General features: G+C 57.0%; 28 protein-coding genes and 1 tRNA gene. 15 read left to right on the forward strand and 14 right to left on the reverse strand.

Annotated elements, in window-relative coordinates; all coding sequences use genetic code 11:
- Positions 1-46: 46 nt before the first annotated feature.
- The 8 genes from pheT to infC all read right to left on the reverse strand — a co-directional run bounded on the left by pheT (position 47) and on the right by infC (position 6,441).
- Positions 47-2,470, reverse strand: coding sequence for a phenylalanine--tRNA ligase subunit beta (gene pheT, locus GGQ73_RS12640; protein WP_183896651.1), 2,424 nt, complete (start codon positions 2,468-2,470; stop codon positions 47-49).
- Between the two features lie 43 nt (positions 2,471-2,513).
- Positions 2,514-2,822: a DUF2442 domain-containing protein gene (locus GGQ73_RS12645; protein ID WP_234910960.1), complete on the reverse strand. Its 309-nt coding sequence runs from the start codon at positions 2,820-2,822 to the stop codon at positions 2,514-2,516.
- A complete protein-coding gene (locus GGQ73_RS12650) occupies positions 2,764-3,006 on the reverse strand; it encodes a DUF4160 domain-containing protein (RefSeq protein WP_183896652.1) in 243 nt (80 codons plus the stop codon). The genes GGQ73_RS12645 and GGQ73_RS12650 overlap by 59 nt, the downstream gene beginning before the upstream one ends.
- A gap of 2 nt (positions 3,007-3,008) precedes the next feature.
- Complete coding sequence (gene pheS / locus GGQ73_RS12655) at positions 3,009-4,091, reverse strand: phenylalanine--tRNA ligase subunit alpha (RefSeq protein ID WP_174151886.1); 1,083 nt, start codon at positions 4,089-4,091, stop codon at positions 3,009-3,011.
- Positions 4,078-4,959, reverse strand: a complete 882-nt coding sequence (locus GGQ73_RS12660) for a lipopolysaccharide kinase InaA family protein (protein WP_183896653.1) — start codon at positions 4,957-4,959, stop codon at positions 4,078-4,080. The genes pheS and GGQ73_RS12660 overlap by 14 nt, the downstream gene beginning before the upstream one ends.
- A gap of 102 nt (positions 4,960-5,061) precedes the next feature.
- Positions 5,062-5,466, reverse strand: coding sequence for a 50S ribosomal protein L20 (gene rplT, locus GGQ73_RS12665; RefSeq protein ID WP_045230035.1), 405 nt, complete (start codon positions 5,464-5,466; stop codon positions 5,062-5,064).
- Positions 5,467-5,506: 40 nt separating this feature from the next.
- Complete coding sequence (gene rpmI / locus GGQ73_RS12670; RefSeq protein WP_045230036.1) at positions 5,507-5,710, reverse strand: 50S ribosomal protein L35; 204 nt, start codon at positions 5,708-5,710, stop codon at positions 5,507-5,509.
- Between the two features lie 194 nt (positions 5,711-5,904).
- Positions 5,905-6,441: a translation initiation factor IF-3 gene (gene infC, locus GGQ73_RS12675; protein ID WP_174151947.1), complete on the reverse strand. Its 537-nt coding sequence runs from the start codon at positions 6,439-6,441 to the stop codon at positions 5,905-5,907.
- A gap of 186 nt (positions 6,442-6,627) precedes the next feature.
- On the opposite strand from infC, the gene GGQ73_RS12680 reads away from it, so the two are divergent.
- Complete coding sequence (locus GGQ73_RS12680) at positions 6,628-7,437, forward strand: alpha/beta hydrolase (RefSeq protein WP_183896654.1); 810 nt, start codon at positions 6,628-6,630, stop codon at positions 7,435-7,437.
- Between the two features lie 98 nt (positions 7,438-7,535).
- The gene (locus tag GGQ73_RS12685) at positions 7,536-8,150 is read left to right on the forward strand and encodes a transglutaminase-like cysteine peptidase (protein WP_183896655.1); all 615 of its coding nucleotides are present in this window, start codon (positions 7,536-7,538) and stop codon (positions 8,148-8,150) included.
- A 15-nt stretch (positions 8,151-8,165) separates the two neighbouring features.
- On the opposite strand, the gene GGQ73_RS12690 is transcribed toward GGQ73_RS12685, so the two are convergent.
- Positions 8,166-8,759, reverse strand: a complete 594-nt coding sequence (locus tag GGQ73_RS12690; RefSeq protein ID WP_183896656.1) for a TetR/AcrR family transcriptional regulator — start codon at positions 8,757-8,759, stop codon at positions 8,166-8,168.
- 181 nt (positions 8,760-8,940) lie between these two features.
- On the opposite strand from GGQ73_RS12690, the gene GGQ73_RS12695 reads away from it, so the two are divergent.
- The gene (locus tag GGQ73_RS12695; protein WP_183896657.1) at positions 8,941-9,339 is read left to right on the forward strand and encodes a RidA family protein; all 399 of its coding nucleotides are present in this window, start codon (positions 8,941-8,943) and stop codon (positions 9,337-9,339) included.
- 41 nt (positions 9,340-9,380) lie between these two features.
- Here the strand turns inward: GGQ73_RS12695 and mbfA are convergent, their stop codons facing one another.
- Positions 9,381-10,364, reverse strand: a complete 984-nt coding sequence (mbfA, locus tag GGQ73_RS12700) for an iron exporter MbfA (protein ID WP_183896658.1) — start codon at positions 10,362-10,364, stop codon at positions 9,381-9,383.
- Positions 10,365-10,630: 266 nt separating this feature from the next.
- Between mbfA and GGQ73_RS12705 the strand changes: the two genes are divergently transcribed.
- Positions 10,631-11,734 carry a TRAP transporter substrate-binding protein gene (locus GGQ73_RS12705; RefSeq protein WP_174151879.1) on the forward strand — a complete coding sequence of 368 codons (1,104 nt, stop codon included), beginning with the start codon at positions 10,631-10,633 and terminating at the stop codon, positions 11,732-11,734.
- Between the two features lie 35 nt (positions 11,735-11,769).
- Here the strand turns inward: GGQ73_RS12705 and GGQ73_RS12710 are convergent, their stop codons facing one another.
- Positions 11,770-12,828: a helix-turn-helix domain-containing protein gene (locus tag GGQ73_RS12710; protein WP_183896659.1), complete on the reverse strand. Its 1,059-nt coding sequence runs from the start codon at positions 12,826-12,828 to the stop codon at positions 11,770-11,772.
- Between the two features lie 144 nt (positions 12,829-12,972).
- Here GGQ73_RS12710 and GGQ73_RS12715 point away from each other — a divergent pair, with 144 nt between their 5' ends.
- The 3 genes from GGQ73_RS12715 to GGQ73_RS12725 all read left to right on the forward strand — a co-directional run bounded on the left by GGQ73_RS12715 (position 12,973) and on the right by GGQ73_RS12725 (position 18,054).
- The gene (locus GGQ73_RS12715; protein ID WP_183896660.1) at positions 12,973-14,037 is read left to right on the forward strand and encodes an alpha/beta hydrolase family protein; all 1,065 of its coding nucleotides are present in this window, start codon (positions 12,973-12,975) and stop codon (positions 14,035-14,037) included.
- 193 nt (positions 14,038-14,230) lie between these two features.
- Entirely contained in the window at positions 14,231-16,735 is a 2,505-nt protein-coding gene (locus GGQ73_RS12720; protein ID WP_183896661.1) for a methyl-accepting chemotaxis protein, read from the forward strand.
- 224 nt (positions 16,736-16,959) lie between these two features.
- Positions 16,960-18,054 carry a glycoside hydrolase family 25 protein gene (locus GGQ73_RS12725; RefSeq protein WP_183896662.1) on the forward strand — a complete coding sequence of 365 codons (1,095 nt, stop codon included), beginning with the start codon at positions 16,960-16,962 and terminating at the stop codon, positions 18,052-18,054.
- Here the strand turns inward: GGQ73_RS12725 and GGQ73_RS12730 are convergent.
- Positions 18,051-18,929 (reverse strand): DMT family transporter, encoded by an 879-nt coding sequence (locus tag GGQ73_RS12730; RefSeq protein WP_183896663.1) that lies wholly within the window; start codon positions 18,927-18,929, stop codon positions 18,051-18,053. The genes GGQ73_RS12725 and GGQ73_RS12730 overlap by 4 nt on opposite strands.
- Positions 18,930-19,033: 104 nt before the next feature.
- On the opposite strand from GGQ73_RS12730, the gene GGQ73_RS12735 reads away from it, so the two are divergent.
- Both GGQ73_RS12735 and GGQ73_RS12740 read left to right on the forward strand, forming a co-directional pair.
- On the forward strand, positions 19,034-20,452 hold the full coding sequence (locus tag GGQ73_RS12735) for an aminotransferase-like domain-containing protein (protein ID WP_210290113.1): 1,419 nt from the start codon (positions 19,034-19,036) through the stop codon (positions 20,450-20,452).
- An 83-nt stretch (positions 20,453-20,535) separates the two neighbouring features.
- On the forward strand, positions 20,536-20,811 hold the full coding sequence (locus GGQ73_RS12740) for a hypothetical protein (protein WP_183896664.1): 276 nt from the start codon (positions 20,536-20,538) through the stop codon (positions 20,809-20,811).
- A 112-nt stretch (positions 20,812-20,923) separates the two neighbouring features.
- Here the strand turns inward: GGQ73_RS12740 and lepA are convergent, their stop codons facing one another.
- Positions 20,924-22,762 carry a translation elongation factor 4 gene (gene lepA / locus GGQ73_RS12745; protein WP_174151946.1) on the reverse strand — a complete coding sequence of 613 codons (1,839 nt, stop codon included), beginning with the start codon at positions 22,760-22,762 and terminating at the stop codon, positions 20,924-20,926.
- Between the two features lie 154 nt (positions 22,763-22,916).
- On the opposite strand from lepA, the gene GGQ73_RS12750 reads away from it, so the two are divergent.
- The 4 genes from GGQ73_RS12750 (at position 22,917) to GGQ73_RS12765 (ending at position 24,684) form a co-directional block, all read left to right on the forward strand.
- Positions 22,917-23,489: a helix-turn-helix domain-containing protein gene (locus tag GGQ73_RS12750; RefSeq protein WP_183896665.1), complete on the forward strand. Its 573-nt coding sequence runs from the start codon at positions 22,917-22,919 to the stop codon at positions 23,487-23,489.
- Positions 23,490-23,507: 18 nt separating this feature from the next.
- Complete coding sequence (locus GGQ73_RS12755) at positions 23,508-24,026, forward strand: GNAT family N-acetyltransferase (protein WP_183896666.1); 519 nt, start codon at positions 23,508-23,510, stop codon at positions 24,024-24,026.
- 96 nt (positions 24,027-24,122) lie between these two features.
- Complete coding sequence (locus GGQ73_RS12760; RefSeq protein ID WP_183896667.1) at positions 24,123-24,434, forward strand: Rdx family protein; 312 nt, start codon at positions 24,123-24,125, stop codon at positions 24,432-24,434.
- Positions 24,435-24,597: 163 nt separating this feature from the next.
- Positions 24,598-24,684: transfer RNA gene (locus GGQ73_RS12765), tRNA-Leu, on the forward strand.
- A 150-nt stretch (positions 24,685-24,834) separates the two neighbouring features.
- On the opposite strand, the gene GGQ73_RS12770 is transcribed toward GGQ73_RS12765, so the two are convergent.
- Positions 24,835-25,176, reverse strand: coding sequence for a pilus assembly protein N-terminal domain-containing protein (locus GGQ73_RS12770; protein ID WP_234900158.1), 342 nt, complete (start codon positions 25,174-25,176; stop codon positions 24,835-24,837).
- A gap of 495 nt (positions 25,177-25,671) precedes the next feature.
- Here GGQ73_RS12770 and GGQ73_RS12775 point away from each other — a divergent pair, with 495 nt between their 5' ends.
- Entirely contained in the window at positions 25,672-25,848 is a 177-nt protein-coding gene (locus GGQ73_RS12775) for a Flp family type IVb pilin (protein ID WP_183896668.1), read from the forward strand.
- Positions 25,849-25,961: 113 nt separating this feature from the next.
- Complete coding sequence (locus tag GGQ73_RS12780; RefSeq protein ID WP_183896669.1) at positions 25,962-26,474, forward strand: A24 family peptidase; 513 nt, start codon at positions 25,962-25,964, stop codon at positions 26,472-26,474.
- Positions 26,475-26,586: the final 112 nt, after the last annotated feature.

Here is a 26,586-nt window from a genome sequence, read left to right on the forward strand (position 1 = left end):
GCCGCGGAAAGCTGTTTCCGCGGCCTTTGTTAATCAGAACAGGTATTTAAGCCCTGAGAACACCGCCCGTTGATTTCTCGACATTGCCGACGATCTTGGCGGTCAGCGCTTCGAAGTCCTCGTCCGTGAGCGTCTTGTCGACCGGCTGGATCTGGACTTCGATGGCGATGGACTTCTTGTTTTCACCGACCGATGCGCCTTCGAAGACATCGAAGACATTGACGCCAGTCACGAGTTTGCGGTCGGCGCTCGTTGCCGCCTTGATAACGGCACCGGCTTCGACACTCTTGTCCACCACGAAGGCGAAGTCGCGCTTGACGGTCTGGAACGGTGACAGTTCCAGAGCAGGTTTGGTGCGGGTTGCCTTCTTCTTCGGCTCGGGCATGGCGTCGAGATAGATTTCGAAGCCAGCGTAAACGCCGGAGACGTCCAGTTCAGACAGGGTCTTCGGGTGGAATTCGCCGAAAGTGCCCAGAATGACCTTCGGTCCCATCTTGATGGTGCCGGAGCGGCCGGGGTGATACCAGCCGGGTGCACCCGCTTCGATCTGAACATTGCCCATCGGAAGGCCGCAGGCTTCAACGACGGCCAGCGCATCGGCCTTGGCATCGTAAACATCCACAGGCTTGCCACCGCCCTTGGCCGCGTTGGACCACATGCGGCCGGAACCGGACAGCGACGCCGTGCCACGGCGGATACCACCAGCCACGCGGCGCTGGGCGTCCGGCGTATCGCCTTCATAGGTGCCGGAGACTTCGAAAACAGCCACGTCCCCATGGCCCTTGTCGGCATTGCGCTGCGCCGCAGTCAAAAGACCAGGCAGCAGCGAAGGCCGCATGTCGGACATATCGGCAGCAATGGGGTTGGCCAGCTTGAGCGATGCCGAACCGCCACCGAAGAGCTTGGCCTGGGCTTCAGGAATGAAGGACCATGTGACGGCCTCCAGCATGCCACGGCTTGCCAGCGCGCGCCGTGCCGTGCGGGTGCGGATTTGCAGCGTCGTCAGGATACGGCCATTGACCGCGCCGAGATTTTCCAGCGGCTCCGGCTTGATGTTGTCGACGCCATGAATGCGCATGACCTCTTCCACCAGATCCGCCTTGCCATCCACATCGGGACGCCATGAAGGGACCGAAACGCTGACGCGTTCGCCCGATCCTTCGATGCCAAAACCGAGACCCTTGAGGATATCGAGGCTTTCTTTGGCGGAAACGTCCAAACCGGTCAAACGCTTGACTTCCGACAGCGGGAAATCCAAGAATTTCGGTTCAAAGCCCTTGTAACCAACGATCTTGGCTTCGCCTGCCGTACCGCCGCACAGGTCCAGAACCAGTTCCGTCGTGCGCTCCAGACCGGGCAGCATATATTCGGGATCGACGCCGCGCTCGAAACGATAGCGCGCATCGGTGATGATGCCGTGCGAACGACCGGTCTTGGCAATGTTGATCGGGTCCCAGAGAGCGGATTCGATCAGCACATCCGTGGTGTTTTCATCGCAACCGGAATGCTCGCCGCCCATGACGCCGCCGATGGATTCAAGGCCATTATCATCTGCTATAACGACGTTGTTGGGTCCAAGCTTGTATTCACGCTGATCCAGCGCAAGGATCGTTTCTCCGTCCCTGGCACGGCGCACGGTGAGGTTACCCGCAACCTTGGCCGCATCGAACACATGCATCGGACGACCCTGATCGAAGGTCATGTAGTTGGTGATATCCACCAGCGCATTGATCGGACGCAGGCCGATGGCGATCAACCGCTGCTGCATCCATTTCGGGCTGGGACCGTTCTTTACACCACGCACGATGCGCAGGGAAAAGCCGGGGCAAAGCGCTGCATCATCCAGATCCAGCGTCACATCCACAGGCGTGACGCCGTCCACCTTGAAGCTCGGTGCTGGCTTGGTCTTGAGCGTTCCGAGACCGGACGCTGCAAGATCACGGGCAATGCCATAGATCGAGGTGCAATCGGGACGGTTCGGCGTCAGGTTGATTTCGATGACAGGATCGTCCAGACCGGCATAGGCCGCGAACGACGTACCGACCGGCGCATCGTCAGGCAGATCGATGATGCCGTCATGGCTATCGGACACATCAAGCTCTTTTTCGGAGCACATCATGCCGTGGCTTTCGACACCACGAATCTTGCCAACGGCCAGCGTCACGTCGATACCCGGAACATACGTGCCCGGCCGCGCCAGCGCACCGATGAGGCCCGCACGCGCATTCGGCGCACCGCACACGATCTGCACCGGCTTGCCGTCGCCCGCATCGACGCTGAGCACCTTGAGGCGGTCTGCTTCCGGATGCTTGTCAGCGGTCAGAACCCTGGCGATGACGAAGGGCTTATACGCCGCCTTGTCATCCACGTCCTCAACCTCAAGGCCAATGGCGGTCAGGCGTTCGCAAATCTGCTCAAGGGAGGCATCCGTTTCCAGATGCTCTTTCAGCCAGGAGAGTGTGAATTTCATGTCTATGCGTCCTTAACGGTATTGTGTCTTCCAGACAGATAATTCAGGCAGCCTTTTCAGGCGCTCTCACCCCTGGATACTTCCAACCATTCAGCATACCGCGAATGGATAAGTCTTCATCAACCTCTGGCCAGTGAACGCCACCGAACATCAATTCGACCTTGTTACGGTCTGCTGGCGAGGCAGAATGGAGCCGCGGATACCACCAAAGAGGCGTCACAACTTCTCGTCCATCAGCAAGTTTGACGTGGAGATTGTGTGGATCACACCAAGCTTCGACGGGTCTTTCATTATCAGGATACGGATTTGAAGAACTCATCCCACGCCTCCATAAGTTGATCTCTGTGTTCATTCACGACATCCAGAATACGCTTCACATCACTGGATTTAAAGCCTCTGGAATCGACTAGCACAATCGGCTCGAGCCAAATCTTTGCCACCCCGCCATGGCCCGAAACATGAATGTGCCGTGGCTCATGCATATCGAAGCCATAAAAATGGAACCGGAAGCCATATTTTCGGAGCACGGTCGGCATGGTTACGCGCTCAAACCACCAAACAATGTCGGCATGTCGAGCGGGCGGAAGCCGTAGTGGTTCATCCAGCGGACGTCTGCGTTAAAGAAGTCGCGCAGGTCGGGCATGCCGTATTTCAGCATGGCTATGCGGTCCAGCCCCATGCCCCAGGCGAATCCCTGATATTCATCCGGGTCCAACCCGCCAGCGCGCAGGACATTGGGGTGCACCATGCCGCAGCCGAGGATTTCCATCCAGTCCTTGCCTTCGCCGAACTTGACGATGGGGCCGGAGCGGTCGCACTGGATATCCACCTCGAAGCTTGGCTCCGTGAAGGGGAAGAAGGACGGGCGGAAGCGCATGGTGACGCTGTCGACCTCGAAGAAGGTCTTGCAGAATTCTTCCAATATCCAGCGCAGATTGCCGACATGGGATTTCTTGTCGATGACCAGACCTTCGACCTGATGGAACATCGGCGAGTGCGTGGCGTCACTGTCCTGACGGTAGGTCTTGCCGGGAATGACGATCCGGATCGGTGGCTTCTGCGCTTCCATCGTGCGGATCTGCACCGGCGAGGTGTGCGTGCGCAGCACCTTGCGCTCACCCTTCTCATCCGGCGGGAAGAAGAAGGTGTCGTGCATTTCACGGGCTGGATGTCCCTCAGGGAAGTTCAGAGCTGTGAAGTTATAATAGTCGGTCTCGATGTCCGGGCCTTCGGCAATGGAAAAACCCATATCGGCAAAGATGGCGGTGATTTCATCGACGATCTGGCTGATCGGGTGAATGCGGCCGCGCTCCGCCGGAGACTGGCGAACCGGCAGGCTGATATCCAGCGTTTCCGCTGTCAGACGCGCGGTGATGGCGGCATCTTTCAACTCGCTCTTGCGGGCCGTGATCAGGTCCGTCACTTCTGTCTTGAGCTGGTTGATGGCGGCACCGCGGGTCTGGCGCTCTTCCGGCGTCATCGAGCCCAGCGTCTTCAAAAGCTCGGAGACCGAACCTTTCTTGCCGAGCGCCGAAACGCGAACGGCCTCGATGGCGGGTTCATCCGATGCTGCGGCAATGTCCGAGATCAGTTGGGATTTCAATGTATCAAGTTCGGTCATTCTGTCCTGCCTTGCCAGCATCGGTCTCGATGGCATCGCGTTTGAGAGCATTCATCAAAAAATCGGTAGCCACGATAAAGCGTCGCAGATCACTACCCATCTGCACGCGGCCAATCAACCGGGCAAGCGGCAAAAAACGCCCCAGAATCATGGTCAGCCGCCGCAATTCTGAAATGGCCGCCCGTGGGGCACGTGCAGCCCAGGCGCGGTAGGCTGCGTCCAGCGTCAGTTCGCCGTTCAAGACCCGCGTGGAAAGCGGCAGAAACAGCAACCACAGATCCCGCGCCTGGGCGGTTTCCAGCGGCATGACCGACTGCGGCAACTCCTCGAAATCCATGAAGCCGATGCGCCCGTCCTGCATGAAGAAGTCCCGCACATGCGGGCGTCCGTGACACAGACCGGCCCTGTGCAAATCGCCAAGGGCGGCGGCGCACTCCACCATCAGCGCGTCATGCTCCGCCGGCGCATCCTCCAGCCGATCCAGCCGCTGGGCGATGGTCAGACCGGCGTCGGAAAGAACCATGGCCGTATCGGACGCGTAGATGATCTGTGGAACGGGGAAACCCTTGGCCGCAAAGCGCTCCATGGCGTCGATCTCGCGGCGCATCATGCTGGTAGGATCGAGCGCCGGTGAGGGCCGCATGAAGGCATAGGGGAGAAGCTTGGCGAAAACCCCGAGCGACTTGACCCACCAGGACGGCTTTTCCGTGCCCTGACGCTTGATCCAGACCGTGCCGGAGGACAGCTTGACCTGCTGAACACGCTTTTTGCTTGCAAGCAGCGTTTGCATCAAAGCCGAGATGTCCTCGTCGTGCAGATGAACGCGGAAGCCATCATGTTTCGCCTGATCGTCTGCCGTTTGGATCATGATAATCTGCACCGATTGAGAGAGTGCCTTCGTGACAAGACAGAAGCCCGCGCCGGAGACCGGCGCGGGCTTCAAATGAACAACAGATTGTCCGCGCCGTAATTACTTTACAGCGGTTTCAAACTCGTTGGTGGTGCCTGCGTCCTTGAGGTACTCAAGAGCCTTCTTGGCGCTGTCGACGAGAACGCCGAATGCTGCTGGCTCATGGATCGCCATGTCGGACAGAACCTTGCGGTCGACTTCGATGCCAGCCTTGTTCAGGCCATCGATGAAGCGGCCGTAGGTCAGGCCGAATTCGCGAACAGCGGCGTTGATACGCTGGATCCACAGAGCGCGGAAGTTGCGCTTGTTGACCTTGCGGTCGCGGTAGGCGTACTGCTTGGAACGATCCACGGCAGCCTTGGCTGCGCGGATGGTGTTCTTGCGGCGGCCGTAGAAGCCCTTGGCTGCCTTGAGTGTCTTGGTGTGCTTGGCGCGGGAAGTTACGCCACGTTTTACGCGTGCCATGTCATGATCTCCTTAAAATGTCCAAAAGTGCGGAAAAGTCTTAGAGACCGTTCGGCAGATAGTTCTTGACGACCTTCTTGGCGTCAGCTTCGGCCAGAACCATGGTTCCGCGCGCGTCGCGAATGAACTTGTTGGAACGCTTGATCATGCCGTGGCGCTTACCGGCGGCGGCTGCGAGAACCTTGCCGGTGCCTGTGATCTTGAACCGCTTTTTAGCGGCGGACTTCGTCTTCATCTTGGGCATTTTGCTACTCCATTATTTTGTATCGAAAGACAGGCAGACGAAGCCTGCTTTCAAGCTATTCTAGAACGGCCACGGCATGCCCTGCCGGACCGTTCGGACGCGCTCGTATAACCGCGTTCACGGAAAAGAGCAACGGGGAATGAGAAATTCCCCTGCGCGGTGGTCAAAGCGTCCGAAATTCAGACGCTTCCGGTTTATTTTGGTGCCAGGACCATCATCATCTGACGTCCCTCGAGCTTTGGTTCGGCTTCGACCTTGGCAATGGCCACGGTGTCTTCCTTGACCTGCAGCAGAAGTTTCATGCCGAGTTCCTGGTGGGCCATTTCGCGGCCACGGAACTTCAGCGTAACTTTTACCTTGTCGCCCTCGTCAAAGAAACGGTTCATCGCCTTCATCTTCACCTCGTAATCGTGGGTGTCGATGTTGGGACGCATCTTGATTTCCTTGACCTCAACGATCTTCTGCTTCTTGCGCGCTTCTGCCGCCTTCTTCTGCGACGAATATTTCAGCTTGCCGAGATCAAGAATCTTGCATACCGGAGGTTCGGCGTTCGGCGAAATCTCAACGAGATCGAGGCCGGCGTCTTCCGCCATCTTCAGAGCCTCGTCCGTCGCCATGACGCCAAGGTTCTGGCCTTCTTCATCAATCAGCTGAATCTTGGGAATTCGAATTTCCCTGTTGGAGCGCGGGCCCTCTTTGACGGGGGCATCGGCTTTGAACGGTCTGCGAATGGTCGTATTCTCCTGATCTGTTTCGGGATCGCGTCGGCAAAAACCAGCTTGTCGGTGCAAATGGCGGAAATGTCGTGAATGCCGCCGCGAAGTCAATAGCACGCTTACGCAAAAAAATCACCTCCTGTCGTGCTTTTTCAGAATTTGCACTACATGAAGGGCAAATTTCAGGAGAATAACACCATCATGACCGAGCAACCCATCGAGTTCATTACTGTCGGCGCCGCAGGCGACACACGCGAGATCGCACTTCTTTCCCGTGACGCGCGAGACGATGACGATGCTCCAACCCTGGTGTGGCTTGGCGGCTATCGCTCCGACATGACCGGCACCAAGGCTGTCGAACTGGACCGCTTTGCCGCAGAACACGGCCTTGCCTGTATTCGCCTGGATTATTCCGGTCACGGCGCATCGAAGGGTGATTTCAACAAGGGTACGATTTCGCGCTGGCTGGAAGAAACCATCGCCGTCTTGCGCTACAAGGCACCAAAACGCATCGTGGTGATCGGGTCATCCATGGGCGGGTGGATTGCGCTGAGACTGATTGATGAACTGCGCAAGGACAAGACCGGGCCGCAGGTATCGGGTCTGCTGCTGATCGCCCCGGCTCCGGACTTTACCGCCGAACTGATCGAACCCAATCTTTCGGATGCGGAAAAGACCTCGCTTGTCGAGCGCGGTTATTTCGAGGAGCCGTCCGAATATAGTTCAGAGCCAAACATCTTTACCCGCGACCTGATCGAGGATGGGCGCAACAACCTGGTGCTGCACGGCATCATCGAAACGGGATGCCCTGTTCACATTCTCCAGGGCATGAAAGACGATGATGTGCCCTACACACATGCCCTGAAACTGCTCGAGCATCTGCCCATCGACGATGTGGTGCTCAGCCTTATCCGCGACGGTGACCATCGTCTCTCGCGTCCGCAGGACATCGAGCGCATGTTGGCGGCGGTCAAAAGCCTTGCTGCTTCGGCAAACCGGTCACGGTCTTAACCATATTATTCATCTTCCGTTCATGGACGTTGAGTTCCGATTGACACATACCCCTGCCGTCTCTTAACTTTTCGTTAAGATTTTAAGGGACGGGTTTCATGAAGAACGCACCTCGGGCGCTTGCTCTGCTCATCGCAGTTGCGGCCGGACTACTTTCTGCGGCCTCTGCGCTGGCAGAGAACAAGGGCAGCCCGTCCATGGTCACCGGAGGCATTACCTCTCAGCCTATCGGTCACTACGAGTTCTGCCAGAAATATGTGTCCGAGTGCGATATCCGCAGCAAGCTGACCCCGCCGCCGCGTGTCACCGACTATGGCTGGAAGGTCATTCGCGAGATCAATACGGAGGTGAACTCCAACATCATCGCGATGACCGACATGGAAGTGTACGGCAAGGAAGAAGTCTGGGAATATCCTAAAACGGCTGGTGATTGCGAAGATTTCGTGTTGCTGAAGCGAAAGAAGCTCACCGAACGCGGCTTTGCCGTTTCCGACCTTCTGGTCACCGTCGTGCGCAAGCCGGATGGTGAGGGCCATGCCGTTCTGACATTGCGCACCAATGATGGCGATTTCATTCTTGACAACCTGTCGGATGACGTCAAACTCTGGACAGATACCAACTACACTTATCTCAAGCGTCAGGCCTCCTTCAACACGGGACGCTGGGTTTCCATCGAAGATGGCCGCGACGTTCTGGTCGGCGCGCTGCGATAACAGTCTGATTCCGCTTCAAGGTTCGGCCAACAGGCCGGACGCCATGTGGCGAAAGGCTTCGACTGCCTTTGGAAAAGCGGCGCGTGGATCGTCGGCGGCCGCAATCCACAAAGCCGCATTCAAGACGGCACCATTGAGCAGCCATGTTGCCGCTTTTGCATCGACCCGCTCGAGCGTTCCGTCATCGACCAAGGCCTGAACGGTTTCCTCGATGCGGCGAAGACAAGCAGTCTGGTTGGGCCATTGGGCCGGATCGCCCAAAACCGCCGGTCCGTCCAACAGCATGACCCGCTGAATTTCCGGCTCCAGTGCCATTTCAATATAGGCGGTGCTTTCGGACATCAGACCAAGCCATGGCGTTTCAGCGCCCTCCTGCACCACCCGCAGGCGCTCCAGCATTTCTGCATCGATCTGATCGATGACGGCTTGGAGCAGACCTTTTTTATCTCCGAAATTATGGTAGAGAGCGCCCCGCGTCAGACCTGCTTCCGCTGTCAGATCATCCATGGAAGATGCTGCATAACCCTTTGATGCGAATGCTTTTCGCGCAGCGGCAATCAGCTTTCCGCGTGTTTCTTCCACCATTTGCGCGCGCGTCTTGGGTGACATAGTCCGTCCTTTAAATCACATACGCAACGTATGTTCATTGACATACGTTGCGTATGTTACCTATATAGACATACGAGCCGTATATCAAACTACGGCCTGAACATCAATGACAAGCCGACCCCAAACCCTGCAAGCACCTTGCCAGGCATCGGGGATGGCTGCCTCAAAACCGGAGATCATCATGAGCACACGCGACGCCGTTTTTCTACCCAATCGACACGCCCTCTATGACAAGCACGGCTATTCGCCTGCGGTCCGCTCGGGCGAGTTGCTGTTCGTTTCAGGTCAGGTCGGCAGCCGCGACGACGGATCGGCCGAGCCGGAGTTCGCCAAACAGGTGCAGCTTGCTTTCGACAATCTGAAAGCCGTTCTGGCGGCGGCAGGCGCCACCTTTGACAACATTGTTGACGTGACGACCTTCCACACCGACCCGGAAAACCAGCTCGAAACCATCATGAGCGTTAAGGAGACAGTTTTCGACAAGAAGCCTTACCCCACCTGGACGGCGGTTGGCGTAACCTGGCTGGCCGGGTTCGATTTCGAGATCAAGGTCATTGCGCGACTTCCGTCGAAGGACTGACATAGAGATAGGGCGGGCGGCTTCGCCCGCCCTCACCATCGTCAACCATTGCCGATGAGAATACCGGCGGCCAGCACCAGAGAACCACCCAGCACCACCTGAAAGACTGCCCGCAGGAACGGGGTTTCCATATAGCGGTTCTGAATGAAGGCGATGGCCCAGAGCTCCATGAAGACGATGACGGCAGCGACGGCGGTTGCCGTCCAGAAATGTGAGATGAGATAGGGCAACGTATGTCCGAGACCACCGATGGCCGTCATGATGCCGGATGCAAGTCCGCGCTTTAACGGCGATCCACGACCCGACAGCTTACCATCATCATGCGCGGCTTCCGTAAAGCCCATGGAGATGCCAGCCCCGACGGATGCGGACAGACCGATCAGAAAGGTCTGCCAGGTGTCTTGCGTGGCAAAGGCGGCGGCGAAGATGGGGGCGAGCGTGGAGACAGAACCATCCATCAGCCCCGCCAGACCCGGCTGGACATACGTCAAAATAAATTGCCGTTTTGCAGTCTCTTCTTCCTCGGACTTCGCATCATCAGGCAGATGCTTCCCATCCAGCATGCCGGCGATGTCTTCGTGCCCGCGTTCGGCTTCGGCGAGGTCACCCAGCAGCTTTCGCGTCGAGGCGTCGGTTACATGCTTGACCGCCTCGTCGTAGAAACGGATCGCCTGCTGCTCCATCTCTTCGGCCTGTGCACGGATTTTTTCCAACGGCAGGTTTTTCACCAGCCAATCAGGCTTGCGCTCATAGAAGCCACTGACATGTTCCCGCCGAATGAGCGGAATCGTTTCGCCAAAGCGATCCTGGTGCATGCCGATCAGCATATTGCGATGTGCGTGCTCCACCTCCGCCATATCTTCGAAGACTTTCGCGGATTGCGGAAATTGCGCCTTCAGATGCTCTGCATAGGAGCGGTAGATGCGCGCATCGTCCTCCTCAGACGATATGGCAAGGGCAAGAATTTCCCGCTCGCTAAGGGATGAGAAGGGGCGCTTTGACCCTGGCAAGATGCTGCGGAACATGGATCTATCCTCTTTAGAATAATTCTAATTACAGCCACACCCACAAAAGCGCAAGATAAATTAGAACTATTCTAAAAAGTTCGATCAAGGTCCTAAACCGCAGCGTGACAAGGACGTGCCGTGGGTCTCCCGGGCCCGGAAAACTGACCTCCCAGACTCAATATCACCAAGATTATCTTGAAGGCTCATGGAGGACATGGTTATTAGTTCGCGGGAGGCGTACCAGGCGGTTCGCCTGTTTTTCTACTTTCAGGGCTTGAATCGACATGGATCGCAGATCATTTATCCGCCGGGCTGGTGCCGTCGGCGCAGGCGTCACAGCAACGGCTCTTGCCGCACCTGCCATTGCGCAGGAAAACCCCAAGATCAACTGGCGCATGACATCGTCCTTCACGAAAGGCCTAGACATCCTGTTCGGTGCAGGTCAGATCGTTGCCGATCATGTAAAGGAAGCCTCCGGCGGCAATTTCACCATTCAGCATTTCGCCGGTGGCGAGATCGTCCCTGCCCTTCAGGCCGCAGATGCAGTAACGGCAGGAACGGTCGAAATGGCCCATACCTGCTCCTATTATTACGTCGGCAAAGACCCGACCTTTGCGCTTGGCACAAGCATTCCCTTCGGCCTCAACGCCCGCCAGACCAATGCCTGGTTCAACCAGGCGGGTGGCAACGAGCTGCTGAACGCGTTTCTGGCCAAACATAACATCCACTCCATTCTGCTGGGTAATACCGGCGCGCAGATGGGTGGCTGGTTCCGCAAGGAAATCAATACGATCGATGATCTCAAGGGTCTGAAAATGCGGATCGCGGGCCTGACGGGCCAGGTCATGCAGAAGGTCGGCATCACACCGCAGCAGATCGCAGGCGGCGACGTCTATGCGGCACTGGAAAAGGGCACCATCGACGCCACCGAATTCGTCGGGCCCTACGACGACCAGAAACTCGGTTTCTACAAGGTCGCAAAATACTACTACTATCCCGCATGGTGGGAAGGTGGCCCGGCATGCCATGCCTTCGTCAACCTTGAAAAGTTCAACAGCCTGCCTGATAATTACAAGCGCATGCTTCAAGATGCCTGCGCCGCGGGCAGCGCCTCAATGCTGGAGCGTTACGATGCCCGCAACCCCAAGGCTTTGAAGGAACTGGTCGCGCAAGGCGCTATCCTGCGTCCCTTCAGCCAGGAAATCCTGGACGTCTGCCACAAGGCGGCGCTCGAAACCTATGCGGAGCTTTCCTCGGTCAACGAGAACTTCAAGAAGATCTATGAGAGCCAGCAGGCGTTCAAGAAAGATGCCTATCTCTGGGCCCAGATTTCCGAATATACCTACGACACCTATATGATGATCCAGCAGCGCAACGGCACGCTGTAATCAACCCGATCAGACGCATTGGAAAGGCCACGTGGTTATTCCGCGTGGCCTTTGTTGTTGGCTGACACCAGTTTCCAGACCTGACGTTCGCGCCAGGCAAGGGGACTCATGCCGGTGATGCGGCGAAATTCGCGGTTGAAATTGGACTTGGTCTGGAAACCGCTTTCCAGCATGATGGCTGTGACTGATTGCTCGGTCTCTTCCAGCAGGCGGCAGGCATCTGCAACCCTCAACTGATTGATATATTGCGAGACATTGCCACCCGTGGCACGGTTGATGGCCTGGGAAATCTGGCGGCTGGGCAGAGCCAGCTTGCGGGCAAGACGGGACAGGTTGAGGTTCTCGTCGCGGTAAACCTTCTGCCCCACCATCAATGCCCCAAGCCGCACCATGATGTCATGATCCTCGGCCGTAGGGCTGGATGGCTCTGGCTCCAGCTGTACGCCGCTTGACGATACCTCCGGTTTGCTATCACCCGCGACCCATGCGGTAAGGCCAATGAGAAGCAGACCCAGCAAGTTGCCATTGCTGATGATGACGCCCGCATTTTCTCCGCGCGCCCAATGAAAATCCAGCACAACGAGAATATCGAAAGCCGCCGAAAGGCACAGTGCGGCGGCGGCGAGATAAAGCGCGCGATGGACCGGTACAACGCTTGCGAATTGCGCCTCCTCCAGCCCGTCCGGGCCACGGCTGCCGAGCAGCACGATGGCGATGGCGTAGCCCACAAACAGCGCAATCAGCGTGGCGTCGATGGCCACGGGATAGACGACCAAAAGCGCTGCGATCACCAAGGGCGGCACGACGACGCTCGTAATCGTCGCCGCGCTTTCCAGACGCCAGCCGTGCATCAGGCTGCGAAAACTGGCAAAGGCCAGCGGTGGCAAAAGCGAGGCCATGATCGGCAGGGCAAATCGCAGCCATTCGATCTGATACCCCCAGCGCAGACCCACGAGCGCGGATTGCACGGCACTGAGCGCAATCAGCGCCAGAAACGGGCGGTTGGCTTTACCTGTCCCATCTCCATGGAGGATCGAGACCAGCATCAGGAACAGCAGAAGTGAAACGACAATGGGTAAAGGAATGAAAAGCACGTGGGCTGACCCATAACTTGAACCGACAATGGCTCCTACATGGACTGAATCGTGTTCGCGGACGACCTCAAACGTGTTTCAGGGCGTGAAAAAAATAATGCGGGACGAAACCGGCATCGTTGCTCCAACCCATGAGGCCTTTCGATGCGAACCATTCTCTCCGCTATCTTCCTTTCCACCATCGCCATGACGCCCGCGTTTGCAGGTGGCGATGTCGGCACCCGCGACATTTCCATCCACTCGCCCGCGCGCGGCAAGGACCTTGCCGTGACCCTCTGGTATCCTACCGATGAACAGGGTGAGCGTGTCGATGTCGGCGAAAACAGGATTTTTATGGGCGCTCCCGCACTCAAGAACGCTACGCCTCAATCCGGCCAACGACCCCTGGTGCTCCTGTCGCATGGCTCCGGCTCTCGCGGCATCGGCATGGCCTGGATCGCCACTGCACTGGCGCAAGCGGGTTTCATCGTTGCAGCACCCGATCATCCGGGAACGACCAGTGGCGATTCCGCCCCTGAAGATACGCCGAAAATCTGGGAGCGTACGGATGACATCTCCACCGTCATCACGTCCTTGACCCATAATGCTCAATGGTTGTCTTCCATCGATCCAGATCGCATCGGAGTGTTGGGCTTTTCCCTGGGCGGCAGCACGGCGTTGGAACTGGCAGGCGCGCGGGCCGATCTCGACGCCTATGTGAAATACTGCATCGATTACGCGCAATCCATGGATTGCACATGGTTCACTGGCGGGCGTGGTTATAGAAATGGAGAGCGTATCCAAGTGCCCCCGTTTGATTTGCGCAGCGTCGATAAAGCGCGCTTTGAACAGTCCAACCACGATGTGCGCATCCACACCGCAGTGCTGGTCGATCCCGGCCTTGAGGTTGCCTTCACAAAAGACAGCTTGAAAGATATCCAGATACCGCTGTCCTTTATCAATTTGGGCAGTGTCGGCAAAATTCCCGTCTCTGTCCTGTCCGATCAACTCGCCAGAGAGGTGCAGGACGGGACATATGTGCAGATCGACGATGCGGACCACTTCAGCTTTTTGCCGGTGTGCAAGCCGGGTGCGGCAGAGCTTCTGAAATCGGTTGGAGAGATTGACCCGATTTGCACACCCACTGGCCGCGACCGGGACGACATCCACGCGCAACTGGCAACGCTGATCGTCAGTGCATTTCGCACAACACTGAAAGCCGACAACTGACCAAAGCCAACGGTTACAACCACACTTTAGCAGGACGCCGGATGATTGCGCCGGCGTTCATGATATCAAGCTCATCTATCGCCAAGCCCTTCGGTCTTAACATTTTTTTCAAACCTCGGTTGCACAAGTTGAAACACGACGATCCCACGAGAAACGGGGACGTCAGTTCAGAAGCGGGCTTTGGGGAAAGTTAATGATCATCGATAATTTGCTGGCGCGGTTTAAGATACAAACCAAGGTCATTGTGTTCATCGCGCCATTCGTTGCCAGTATTCTGGCTGTCGGTTTGTCGGGACTATACGCATCGAACCTGCTTCAAAGCCGCATGGATGTTTCCAACACGATCCTGCAATCCTTGACCGGATTCAAGGAAGTCTATGGCGGCATGACATCGTTTCTCAGCAATACTAATGATGATACACGGGCGGCGCTGCACCGCCAGCTTTCAGAGCAGGCCAATTTTCTGCGTGCAACCGAAGACGGCAATTCTCCGGAAATAAAAGAAGCCATCGAGCGCACAGCAACCATCGACAAGCAGGTCGATGAGCTCTGGACCAGCCACAATCAGGAACAGACCCTGCGCGCCGGAATGAGCGCCGATCTCGTAACCATCACCCGCGAGCTGAACGGTCTTCTGGCCAACGCCACAAACATCAGAAGTACGCTGCAAACAGATGAGGCGAAAGCCAAGCTGCTGTTGCGCGAAGCCGACAAGCTGAACCGCGGCGCTACCATCATCGCAACCGTCGTCACCGACTTCAACAAGGTCACGGCGCCTGACGAAAAGACCGCAGTCGTAAAAGCTGCCATCGGCACACTGGAAAGTACCGTCAAGGAACTTGTCGCCATCGCCAATGTCGATCAGAAGATGATTGTCGACCAGCTTGCCGATGGCGTGACGCAGATCCGCGCGCAGTTGGACATCGGTGTGGTCAATGACGCCACCGTCGGGGCCATAGACCGCGTCGTGAACCTGATGCGCCCAGCGACCATTCGCCTACAGGGATTTGCCTCCGTGAAATCACGGCAGGCAACCGAAGTGTTCGGCAAGCTCGACCAGCCTATCGAACAGGCAACGGCCTTCCTTGCGACCGCCCGACAGATTGGCGACGACGCCAGAAATCTCGAACTTGAAATGGTGCGATATGTGGCCGCACCTAGCAAGGCGGCGCTCGAGACCTTCCGCGATGCTGCCTTTCGCCTGAATGTTTCCACCGGCGAAATGACTGGTGACACCAAGATGTCTGACGCTACACGCAACAGCGCCAAGGCCATCGATGGTCTGGCCACCAAGCTGGATGGTTCCGCGACCGCGCTTCTTGCCATTTCCCAGCAGCGCAAGGTTGCGTTTGGCATGGCGGAAGACGAAATTCGCAACGTTTGGGCAAGCCTCACGTCGTTTGCAGAAAAGCAGCGCACCGCCGCCGATACCGAGCGCAGCAAGGCCAATGATATCTCTCTGTCCGCCATGGTCATCGGTGTGCTCGTCGCGATTTTCGCCGGTATTGGTCTGGTCATGACCTTCAAGGGACCGATCCTCGGTATCGTCAGCGCCATGAAACGTCTGGCAAAGGGAGAGATCGACATTCCGCTGGATGGAAAGAACCGTTACGACGAAATCGGCGATATGGCGCGTGCGCTTGAAGTCTTCAAGGAAAATGCCGAAGAGCGCACCCGTCTTGAAGCCTCCACGCGGGAACAGCGCGCCTCCGCCGAAGCGGCCCGCCAGTTGAACGATGCCGAACGAAAAGAACTGGATCGCCAGATCCAGTTTGCTGTTGCCGCTTTGGCCGACGGTCTCAAGCGACTGTCCGCAGGCGACATTTCCACCACCATCGACACCCCTTTCAGTGATCGTCTCGAGCAGTTGCGCGTCGATTTCAACCAGTCCATGCTGCGATTGCGCGAAACCATGGGCGGCATATTGGAAAATGTCGGCGCCATCAGGGGCAACGCCCGGCAAATGTCGGAATCTGCCGTCGATCTTGCGCGTCGCACGGAACGTCAGGCTGCCTCGCTGGAGGAAACGGCGGCAGCCGTGGATGAGGTCAATTCCAATATGCGTAACGCCGTGGACCGTGCCCGTGAAGCCAACACCATTGTCGACAAGACCCGCCGCAACACCGATGATTCTCTCGTCATCGTCGGCAATGCGATATCGGCCATGGAGCGGATCGAGAATGCATCGAAGACCATCGGCAACATTACCGAGGTCATCGATTCCATTTCGTTCCAGACGAATTTGCTGGCTCTGAATGCCGGCGTCGAAGCCGCACGCGCCGGTGAGGCGGGCAAGGGCTTTGCCGTCGTTGCCCATGAAGTTCGCGAGCTGGCGCAAAGATCGGCCGCAGCTGCCAGGGAAATCCGTCAGCTGATTGCCGTTTCAAACCAGGAGGTTGCCGCAGGTTCCAGCCTCGTGACCCAGACCGGCGAAGCGCTGGCACAGATCGGCACGCAGATTTCCGATGTCAGCGACCATGTCCGGCAGATCACGCAGGCCACGCAGGACCAATCGGTTGCCATGCAGCAGATCAACAGCTCCGTGGGTGAAGTGGATCTGCTGACACAGCAGAATGCGGCGATGGTGGAAGAGACAAGTGCAGCCAGCGAACAGCTGAACGAAGAGACGGATCAGTTGCTCGGTCTGCTGGAGCAGTTCCGCCTTGACAGCACGCGAGATCACCGGCGCGCTGCCTGACGCCAGAACGGAAATCCAGAACGTAAGCGCGGGCGGTTTCGTCCGCGCTTTTTGCTGTCACCCTCAACGTCGTCTCACGCAAACGTCATCTCGTCTTTCTCGTGATTTTCCCATCGTAAAGGTTGGATTCAGCCTTTTTTGATAATTTGTCGTTAGTCATCTTTTTTCACGGTTCCAGGGTGGTGCATCTCGTGCTTTCCCGTCTGTTTTGCGTACGGATTCTCATGTATCGATCGACAGTGCCAGCCATTCTTCTAGCCTGCCTATCCCTTGCGGGATGTACGTCCAGTTCCGGGCCGGAAAGCCTGATGGCGGGAATTCCTTCCAAGGAAACGACGAGTTCGGTCACGCCTTCGGCACCGGTGCCGCAGGCCAGTGTCGGCCAGACGCGCGCGCCACTTCGGGCCGAACCTGCCCAGAAGGTGTTGGCCTGGGGCGGACCGGTTCCGCAGGAACCCAAAGCTTTTGCCGCTCTCGATCAAGAGGCTGCGCCGCGCCGTGTCGTGCCTCAGATCGACACATCCATGTCGCCACAAGCTGGTGTCGGACTTCCAGACGAGGCGTCGGTGCAGATGGCCATGGCTGCCGCACCCGCCATCAATGCCGGCCCAGCCGTACGTTCCCGCATCTTCCGGTCCAACTTCAGCGATGCCAAGCCGATCAATTTCGGCAAGATTACGCCACGGCATTTCGCCGTGCATGGCGTCGATGTGTCTCGCTGGCAGGGCAATATCGATTGGGAGAGGCTGAGATCACGCGGTGCGAACTTTGCCTTCATCAAGGCGACCGATGGCGGCGACCATCTGGACCCGATGTTCAAGACCAACTGGAACCGCTCCAAGGCCGCAGGACTACGCAGGGGCGCCTACCACTTCTTCTACTGGTGCCGTCCCGCAAGCCAGCAGGCGGACTGGTTCATTCGCAACGTCCCGCGCGATCCGGATGCGCTGCCGCCCGTCATCGACGTGGAATATAATGGCGAATCCAGCTGCAAGATGCGCCTGCCACGCGCCAAGGTTCTGGAAAAAATGCAGGTCTTCATGGACATGCTGGAACGCCATTACGGCCAACGCCCGATCATCTACACGGCACCGGATTTCTACAAGGACCACCTGTCGGGCGAATTCCTGAACTATCCCTTCTGGCTGCGCGCTGTCGCCCAGCATCCCTCCAAGGTCTATCCCGATCGCAAATGGATGTTCTGGCAATATTCCGGCTCCGGCCTGTCCCATGGCGTGGAGGGCAAAATCGACCTCAACGTCTTCAGCGGCAACGAGGAAAGCTGGCTTCGCTGGACATCGCGCCGTGGCAAGGGCTAATCAGGCTGCGGCTTCGTCGCGGATTTTTTCGCGCCGGCGACACAGGCCACGACGCCAACGGTTGTCAGCAGCATCGGGATGCTGACAATTTCGCCCAGCAAGCTTGCTGCCAGCACAAGGCCCATGAAGGGCTGGAGCAATTGCAACTGGCCAACGGCTGCGATGCCGCCCAGCGCCAGTCCGCGATACCAGAAGATAAAGCCGATCAACATGCTGAACAGCGACACGTAGACAAGCCCTCCCCATGCGGCAACTCCAATCGTGCTCCACGTTGCTGGCAGGGTGAAGAGCGCGAGCGGCAGCATGATGGGCAGCGACAAAACCAGCGCCCACGAAATGACCTGCCAACCGCCAAGCCTGCGAGACAAGGTGGCACCCTCCGCATAGCCAATGCCGCAAAGCGCGATGGCCGCCAACATTAGGAGATCGCCGGCCAGCGATGCCGACCCGCCCTGTGTCATCGCGAAGCCCGCGACCAGTGCACTTCCCGCACATGAGTACAGCCAGAAGGTCAAAGGCAGGCGCTCACCTCCTCGCACAACGGCACATATGGCCGTGGCCAATGGCAGCAGGCCGATGAAGACGACAGAATGGGCTGAGGTGATGTGCTGCAACGCCATGGCTGTCAGCAACGGGAAGCCGACGACGACACCCAGCGAAACGATGGCCAGGGACAGCATGTCGGGCCGCGCGGGACGCTTCTGTCGAAAAACCATGAGAAGCGCTCCGCCGAGCAGTCCTGCAATACTGGCTCGCGCCAAGGTCAGAAATACGGGGTCGAACCCCAAGACCGCCAAGCGCGTTGCAGGCAAAGAGCCACTGAAAATCACCACGCCCAAAAATCCGCTCCACCAACCACTCGACTTCCGGTCCATTTGAATACTCCGTTGCCATAAAGGTATGGGCGGGAACGGATGGTACTGATAGCGACAGTACGATACAGTTTGTAAAAACTGTTATGGCAACATGAGCGATACAGATGAGTTCAACGGCACCTGAACCTGGTGATCGCGCGCCGCGCATCACTAGCGTGATGATGGAAATCAGGCAGCGAATTTCTTCACGCAGCCTTGCGGCGGGGGCAAAACTCCCATCCGTGCGTGCGTTTGCAAAGATAATGCAGGTTTCAACCTCAACCGTCGTTGAAGCCTATGAACGACTGATTGCAGAGGGTGTCCTTCAATCTCGGCCCGGATCGGGATTCTATGTCGTCGCTGCTTTGGCTCCACTGTCTCTAGCCGAGATCGGCCCCAAGCTCGACCGCGCGGTTGATCCCTTCTGGGTCTCGCGCCTTGCGCTCGATGGTCAGGACGGCATGATCAAGCCCGGTTGTGGCTGGATGCCGCCTTCATGGATGCCGGAAGAGGCAATGCGCCGAGCCATGCGCACCGTGGCACGCGCAGATCCACACCTGTTGACCGACTACGGCACACCGCTCGGACTTCTATCCTTGAGGAAACTGCTGGCACGGCGACTGTCGGAAAACGGCGTACATGCTGCACCGGAACACATCATGCTGACCGATAGCGGCACGCATGCCATAGATCTGCTTTGCCGTTTCCTGCTGGAGCCAGGGGAGACGGTCCTGGTCGATGACCCCTGCTATTTCAACTTCCACGCTCTCCTGCGCGCCCATAGGGTCAAGGTCATCGGCGTGCCGTACACGCCGTCCGGACCTGATGTGGCGGCGTTTGAACAGGTGCTGAACGAATATCAGCCGCGCCTCTACATAACCAATTCTGCGATCCATAATCCAACCGGCGCGGTTCTTTCACCGGTCACAGCGCATCGGGTGCTGATGTTGGCGGAAAGAGCCGGACTGACGATCATTGAAGACGATATTTTTGCGGATTTCGAAGACCATAGAGCACCGCGACTTGCGGCCTTCGATGGGCTGAACCGTGTCGTGCAGATCGGCAGTTTTTCCAAGACACTCTCTTCGTCCGTTCGCTGCGGCTACATCGCCGCGCCACAAAGGTGGATAGAGCCTTTGACAGACCTCAAGATCGCCACGAGTTTTTCCGGCAACCAGCTTTGCGAGGCACTGGTCCTGGCCGCGCTGAAGGATGGCGGCTACAGGCGTCACATGGAAGCGGTGAAAGTCAGACTGTCGCGAACAAGGATGGAAACGGCAGCACGGCTTCGCACGCTTGACATCAAGCCATGGATCGAGCCGCAGGCGGGTCTGTTTTTGTGGTGCAGCCTGCCTGACGGTGTCGATGCGGCAGCTGTCGCTCGAGTTGCCCTCTCGAAAGATGTTGTCCTCGCCCCAGGCAATATCTTCAGTCAGTCGAAAAGCGCGTCATCACACATGCGGTTCAATATCTCACAATGCGACGACCCAAAATTCACAGAGGTTTTGCAGGAAGCAATCGATATCGCGCGCGCGACATCATAGAGCTACCAGTTTTCACCCCTTATAGATCTCCGGAACCAATCACGCAAAATTGTATTTTATCTGATAGGAAGAGGAGAAACACCATGACATTCGATCCAAACCTGCCCCGTGACCCCAATCTTCGTCCAGACCGTCCAGAGCTTCGTACAACACCCGCAGCAGCCCGCAAATCGGCTAGCTGGGCGCCGTGGGTAGCGGTTATCGTCGTTCTCTTGGTCGGCGGTTTCATCTGGATGCAGATGAGTACCCCGTCAACCACTGACGCAACGACGTCAACGCCAGCGCCCATGACGCCCGCCGCGCCAAGCAACACGGCTCCCGCTTCGCCGAACACCGGCGGTACGCAGACACAGCCATAGGACTGATATATTCGTCAGACATAGACCGCTTGCCTCCGGGCATGAGGCTTACCTGCCGGAAAGAGCTGGTGAAAAATCGCAAAACAAAGGGCGCCGCGGCGCCCTTTTTATATCAATCGTCGCTCATTTTCAGCGCTGCGATAAAGGCTTCCTGCGGGATGTCCACCTTGCCAAACTGACGCATGCGCTTCTTGCCTTCCTTCTGCTTGTCCAGAAGTTTGCGCTTGCGGGTGGCGTCGCCGCCGTAGCATTTGGCCGTGACGTCCTTGCGCATGGCCGAGATCGTTTCGCGGGCGATGACGTTGCCGCCGATGGCCGCCTGAATCGGAATCTTGAACATATGGCGCGGGATAAGGTCTTTCAGCTTCTCGCACATGTCGCGGCCGCGTTTTTCGGCTGCGGTGCGGTGGACCAGCATGGAAAGCGCATCGACCGGCTCGCCATTGACCATGATCGACATCTTCACAAGATTGCCTTCGCGGTAACCGTCCAGATGGTAGTCGAAGGACGCGTAGCCCTTGGAGATGGATTTCAGGCGATCGTAGAAATCGAAAACGACTTCGTTGAGCGGCAGCTCGTAGGTGAGCATGGCGCGCTTGCCGACGTAAGTGAGTTCAGTCTGTATGCCACGGCGATCCTGACAAAGTTTTAGGATGCCGCCGAGATAATCATCCGGCGTCAGGATCGTTGCCTTGATCCAAGGTTCGCGGATTTCAGAGATGCGCACAACATCCGGCATATCCGCCGGGTTGTGCAGCTCGCGCTCAGACCCATCAGTCATCGTCAGCTGATAGACGACCGAAGGGGCCGTCGCGATCAGATCAAGATCGAATTCGCGTTCCAGACGCTCCTGGATGATTTCCAAATGCAGCAGACCGAGGAAGCCGCAGCGGAAACCAAAACCGAGAGCGGCGGACGATTCCATTTCGAAGGAAAAGGACGCATCGTTGAGGCGAAGCTTGCCCATGGCAGCGCGCAGATCTTCGAAATCCGCCGCATCAACCGGGAAGAGACCGCAGAACACCACCGGCTGAGCCGGTTTGAAGCCCGGCAGCGCCTGGGCGGTCGGTTTCTTGTCTTCGGTGATGGTGTCGCCAACGCGGGTGTCCGCCACTTCCTTGATCGAGCCGGTGATGAAACCGATTTCGCCGGGGCCGAGGCTATCGACAGCCACCATCTTTGGCGTCAGAACGCCAACGCGCTCCACCTGATATTTCGCGTCCGTACCCATCATGCGGATGGTCTGACCCTTGGTCAGCACGCCATCGAGCACACGCACCAGAACCATGACACCGAGATAGGTATCGTACCAGCTATCCACGAGCAGCGCTTTCAGCGGACCCTTTTCACCAAGCTCGCTTTTCGGCGGTGGCAATTGGTGGACGATGGCTTCCAGAACGTCGGGGATGCCAAGGCCGGTCTTGGCCGAAATCAGCACGGCCTGAGACGCATCGATGCCGATAACTTCCTCGATCTGTTCGCGAATGCGGTCGGGCTCTGCGGCTGGCAGGTCGATCTTGTTCAGGACCGTCACGATCTCATGGTCGTTGTCGATGGCCTGATAGACATTGGCCAGCGTCTGCGCTTCCACGCCCTGGGACGCATCCACCACCAGGAGCGAGCCTTCGCAGGCCGACAGCGAGCGCGAGACTTCGTAGGCGAAGTCCACATGGCCAGGAGTATCGATGAGGTTCAGCACATAGATTTCGCCGTTGTTCGCCTTGTAATGCAGGCGCACGGTCTGTGCCTTGATGGTAATGCCGCGTTCCCGCTCGATATCCATATTGTCGAGCACCTGCTCGGACATATCGCGCTCGGCAAGGCCACCTGTCGACTGGATCAACCGGTCGGCCAGCGTGGATTTGCCATGGTCGATATGGGCGACGATGGAGAAGTTGCGGATATGGTCAAGCGGGGTGCGGGTCGAATGTGTGCTCATGCCCCGCGCTATAGCAGGGGCCTTTGCGCTGGAAAAGCGGGAATTTGGTTAAAAGCCTTTTAAATCGGGCTTTTTCCAACCTGCAAAGCGTGATGGATGGTGACGGCACTGGATATCTCGATATCTGGTCATTGACTCCACCATAAGAGAATTATAATATCACATAATGGAAAACGATAACTTTGAACGTTCACTCGCAGACCGCATCAGACAGCTGCGCTTGAAAGCCAACCTGACACTCGACCAACTGGCAAACGCATCCGGCGTCAGCCGCGCCATGATCTCCCGGATCGAGCGTGGCGAGGCCAGCCCCACCGCAGCGCTTCTGGCCCGGATCTGCGCGGCATTCGGGCTTTCGCTGTCGGGTTTCTTCGCGAAGAATGAAGACGCCGTGTCGCCGCTGATCAAAAGGCAGGACCAACCGATATGGCAGGACCCGGATACGGGCTACACACGGCGCGCCATCTCCCCTCCCCGCGTCGGCTCGGATGTCGATATCGTCGAGGTGAATTTTCCCGCGCGCGCACAAGTCAGCTTTCCGCCGCATGCGGCCAGCCATGGCATGACGCAATATGTCTGGTTGCTGGAGGGCACGCTCGAAATGACCACGGGCGATGGAGTGCACCGGATGTCTCAGGGGGACTGCCTGTTCATGCCCGTTGGCGAAGGCCACACATTCCATAACCCGTCTGACACCCCCGCCCGCTACGCCGTGGTGCTGGACCAGCGTAAACGCTGATATTTCAGGAGATTTTGAATGACGATCATCCGCACATTAACCGGTGGCGAGACACTGGCCGCACTGCCAGACCTTTGCGACATCCTGGCCGATTGCGTCAATGGCGGTGCCTCTGTCGGCTTCATGCTGCCTTTCGAACCCGCCGATGCGATGGCCTATTGGCAAAGCGTGGCAGAGGCCGTGGATCATGGCGACACGATCCACGGCGTGGCACAGATGGATGGAAAGACAGTCGGCACTGTTCAGATCGGACTTGCCTCCAAACCCAACCAGCCCCACCGGGGTGATCTGATGAAGCTTCTGGTGCACCGTTCGGCACGCGGACTTGGCCTTTCGCGCCGGCTGATGACACATGTGGAGGCAGAGGCCGCAAGTCGCGGAAGAACGCTTCTCGTTCTGGATACGGCAACCGGCAGCGACGCAGAGACGATCTACCCTCGGTTTGGCTGGGAACGCGTAGGCGTCATCCCGGACTATGCGCTTTTCCCCGACGGGGCTTTTTGTGGCACTACTTTGTTTTACAAGCGGATCGCGTAGCGCCTCATGTCTCGACCAACGAAAAGGGCAAGCGACCGCCCCTTGCAAAGCCGCGCCGACTGAAGAATGATCCCGCGCAGGACGAATGAGGGCACCATGGCAGACGCACCCCCCAAACCGCGCATTTCCATTGTCTATTGCACGCAGTGTAACTGGCTTTTGCGCTCCTCCTGGATGGCGCAGGAGCTTCTGCAGACCTTCGCCGACGGTCTCGGCGAAGTCGCGCTCGTGCCAGCGACCGGTGGGCGTTTTGAAATCCTGGTGGACGGCAACGTCATCTGGGAGCGCAAACGCGATGGCGGTTTTCCCGGCGTAAAAGACCTCAAGCAGCGCGTTCGAGATGTGATAGACCCTACCCGTGACCTCGGCCACCTCGACAGGCCGAAAAACGAAGGACTGGACACCTGATTCTCGATGAACATCTAAGGCAATCACCCGCCTTGCAGAACAGGCATTGGTCTGGCCCATTGGTCTGCCGCATCGATTTTTTCGCTGAAAAATCAATGATCGTCACAAAACTTCAAAATCTTTGTTGACACCAGAGGGCTGCCCCCGTACATGGCTCCTCGTCGCCCAGATGGCGGAATTGGTAGACGCGCCAGCTTCAGGTGCTGGTACTCGAAAGGGTGTGGAGGTTCGAGTCCTCTTCTGGGCACCATTCCATTTTTGATCTTAGCCAGATCAGACACTTAGCTAAAAAAATCGCACAAAAAACAGCGCCTTCGGGCGTTTTTTGCGTTGATGCGCGCTTGGCTTGATGGGGCTTCGTCGCAGCAGATATCATCCACTCGGAATATGCTGGTTACGATTACTGGCCGCTACCAGTCGAGCCCTCATTGGGGGAATGCTCTTCGCAATTGGGTGTGCAGGACAGAACCGTGCGGGCGGTCTGGCGGAAGACGCGGACGGTGTTGCCTTCATCGATGGACACGAGCACGCGTTGATCAACGATGGCGTTTCCGTCGCTATCCAAAAGAACCAGATTGGTCGTGCCGAAGCTTCGTCCGGTGAGGACGATGGTTGTCGCATCCGCAACCGTCGCATCTGCGACCTTGGAATTGCCGATGATGACCTTGCTGACCGGCCGATCCAGTTTCAGGACACGGGCGTGGTTCATGGAAACGCGCAACATGTCGTCCTCGCTGGACATCGCCGTGGCCGGTATCGCGGCAAGCACGACAAGCGCAACAGCAATTCTGGCCACGAAAACGGATGACATGGATATGGGCAGCCCTTGTTGACGCATCACGCGGTCTCTAATCCCGGACATCATGCGCTGGATTGGTGAATCAACCGTTAAACACAAATCCCACAATGAGACGCAGCAATGCAGGCACCACCAATATAGATTTTATGTGATAACAATGCATCATAATGACACGGGACTTGCATCATCCCGGGAAATATTACTGCAAGCAAAACATCTCGAAACCCTTGAGAATAAGCATGTCTCCCGTTCTGTAAAAATCGATATTTTACTTTGATATATTGTTTACTACACCAAATTACATGGGCTGTTTACGACTTCTTAAGGAAATTTTTTAAGCGATTGGAAAGTGACCGTCTGTAATTTGGCGTCAACCGAACAACGGCAAACAGTTGGCGGCGTGCTGATCAACAATCGACGAGTCTCAGGAGACAAACCATGACAAACATTTTCGCTCGCTTCATGAAAGACGAGTCCGGCGCGACCGCCATCGAATACGGCCTGATCGCAGCTCTGATTTCCGTTGCCATCATCACTGGCGCGACAACAGTCGGTACTCAGTTGACTGTTCTATTCAACAATATTGGAACCGAGTTGACGACTGCCAACCAGTAGTTGATCAGACCGTAAATACCAGACTCACAATGTCGCCCTTTTTTTACTAGGGCGGCATTTTGCTTTAAATTTTAAAGAGTCCGATACTTATCGGTTAGTACTGGAGGTGATTTATGATAGCCGCATCAATATTCCTTATCCTCCCGATATGTCTTGCTTTGGCTGCACTAACCGACCTTTTTACAATGACGATACCGAATCGGATTTCCTTGATCCTTTTCTGCTCCTTCGTCATAGTTTCGCCGTTCACGGACTTGGGTTGGCAAGGCATCAGCATGAGCCTGCTGGCTGGGCTTGCAGTATTCGCCGCATGCTTCGCACTTTTTGCGCTGAACGTGATGGGCGGAGGCGACGCCAAACTTTTGACGGCATCTACCGTCTGGTTTGGCTTTGACCAAGCGTTGGCACTCTATATGGTAGCCGTTGCCGTTTTCGGTGGCATACTGACTATAGGAATTCTATTCATCCGCTCCCGTCACCAACAGATTATGGCTACCGGCCTTCCGGTTCCAGACTCGCTTCTCGTCGCTGACAAAGTTCCTTACGGCATTGCGATTGCTGCGGCGGGCTTGCTCACTTATCCAGAGGCACCCATCGTGCAATTTGCCATGCAGGCTATGATGTGAGGCGAATAGACAGCGATATTGCACCGTTTATTTCTCATTAACCACAAGCCAACACATTTTATTAACCATAATTACACCAATGGCGGGCCATGGTCAGAGATAAGATTCTGAC

The sequence above is a fragment of the Rhizobium skierniewicense genome, assembly GCF_014196515.1.
Lineage (GTDB): Bacteria > Pseudomonadota > Alphaproteobacteria > Rhizobiales > Rhizobiaceae > Agrobacterium > Agrobacterium skierniewicense.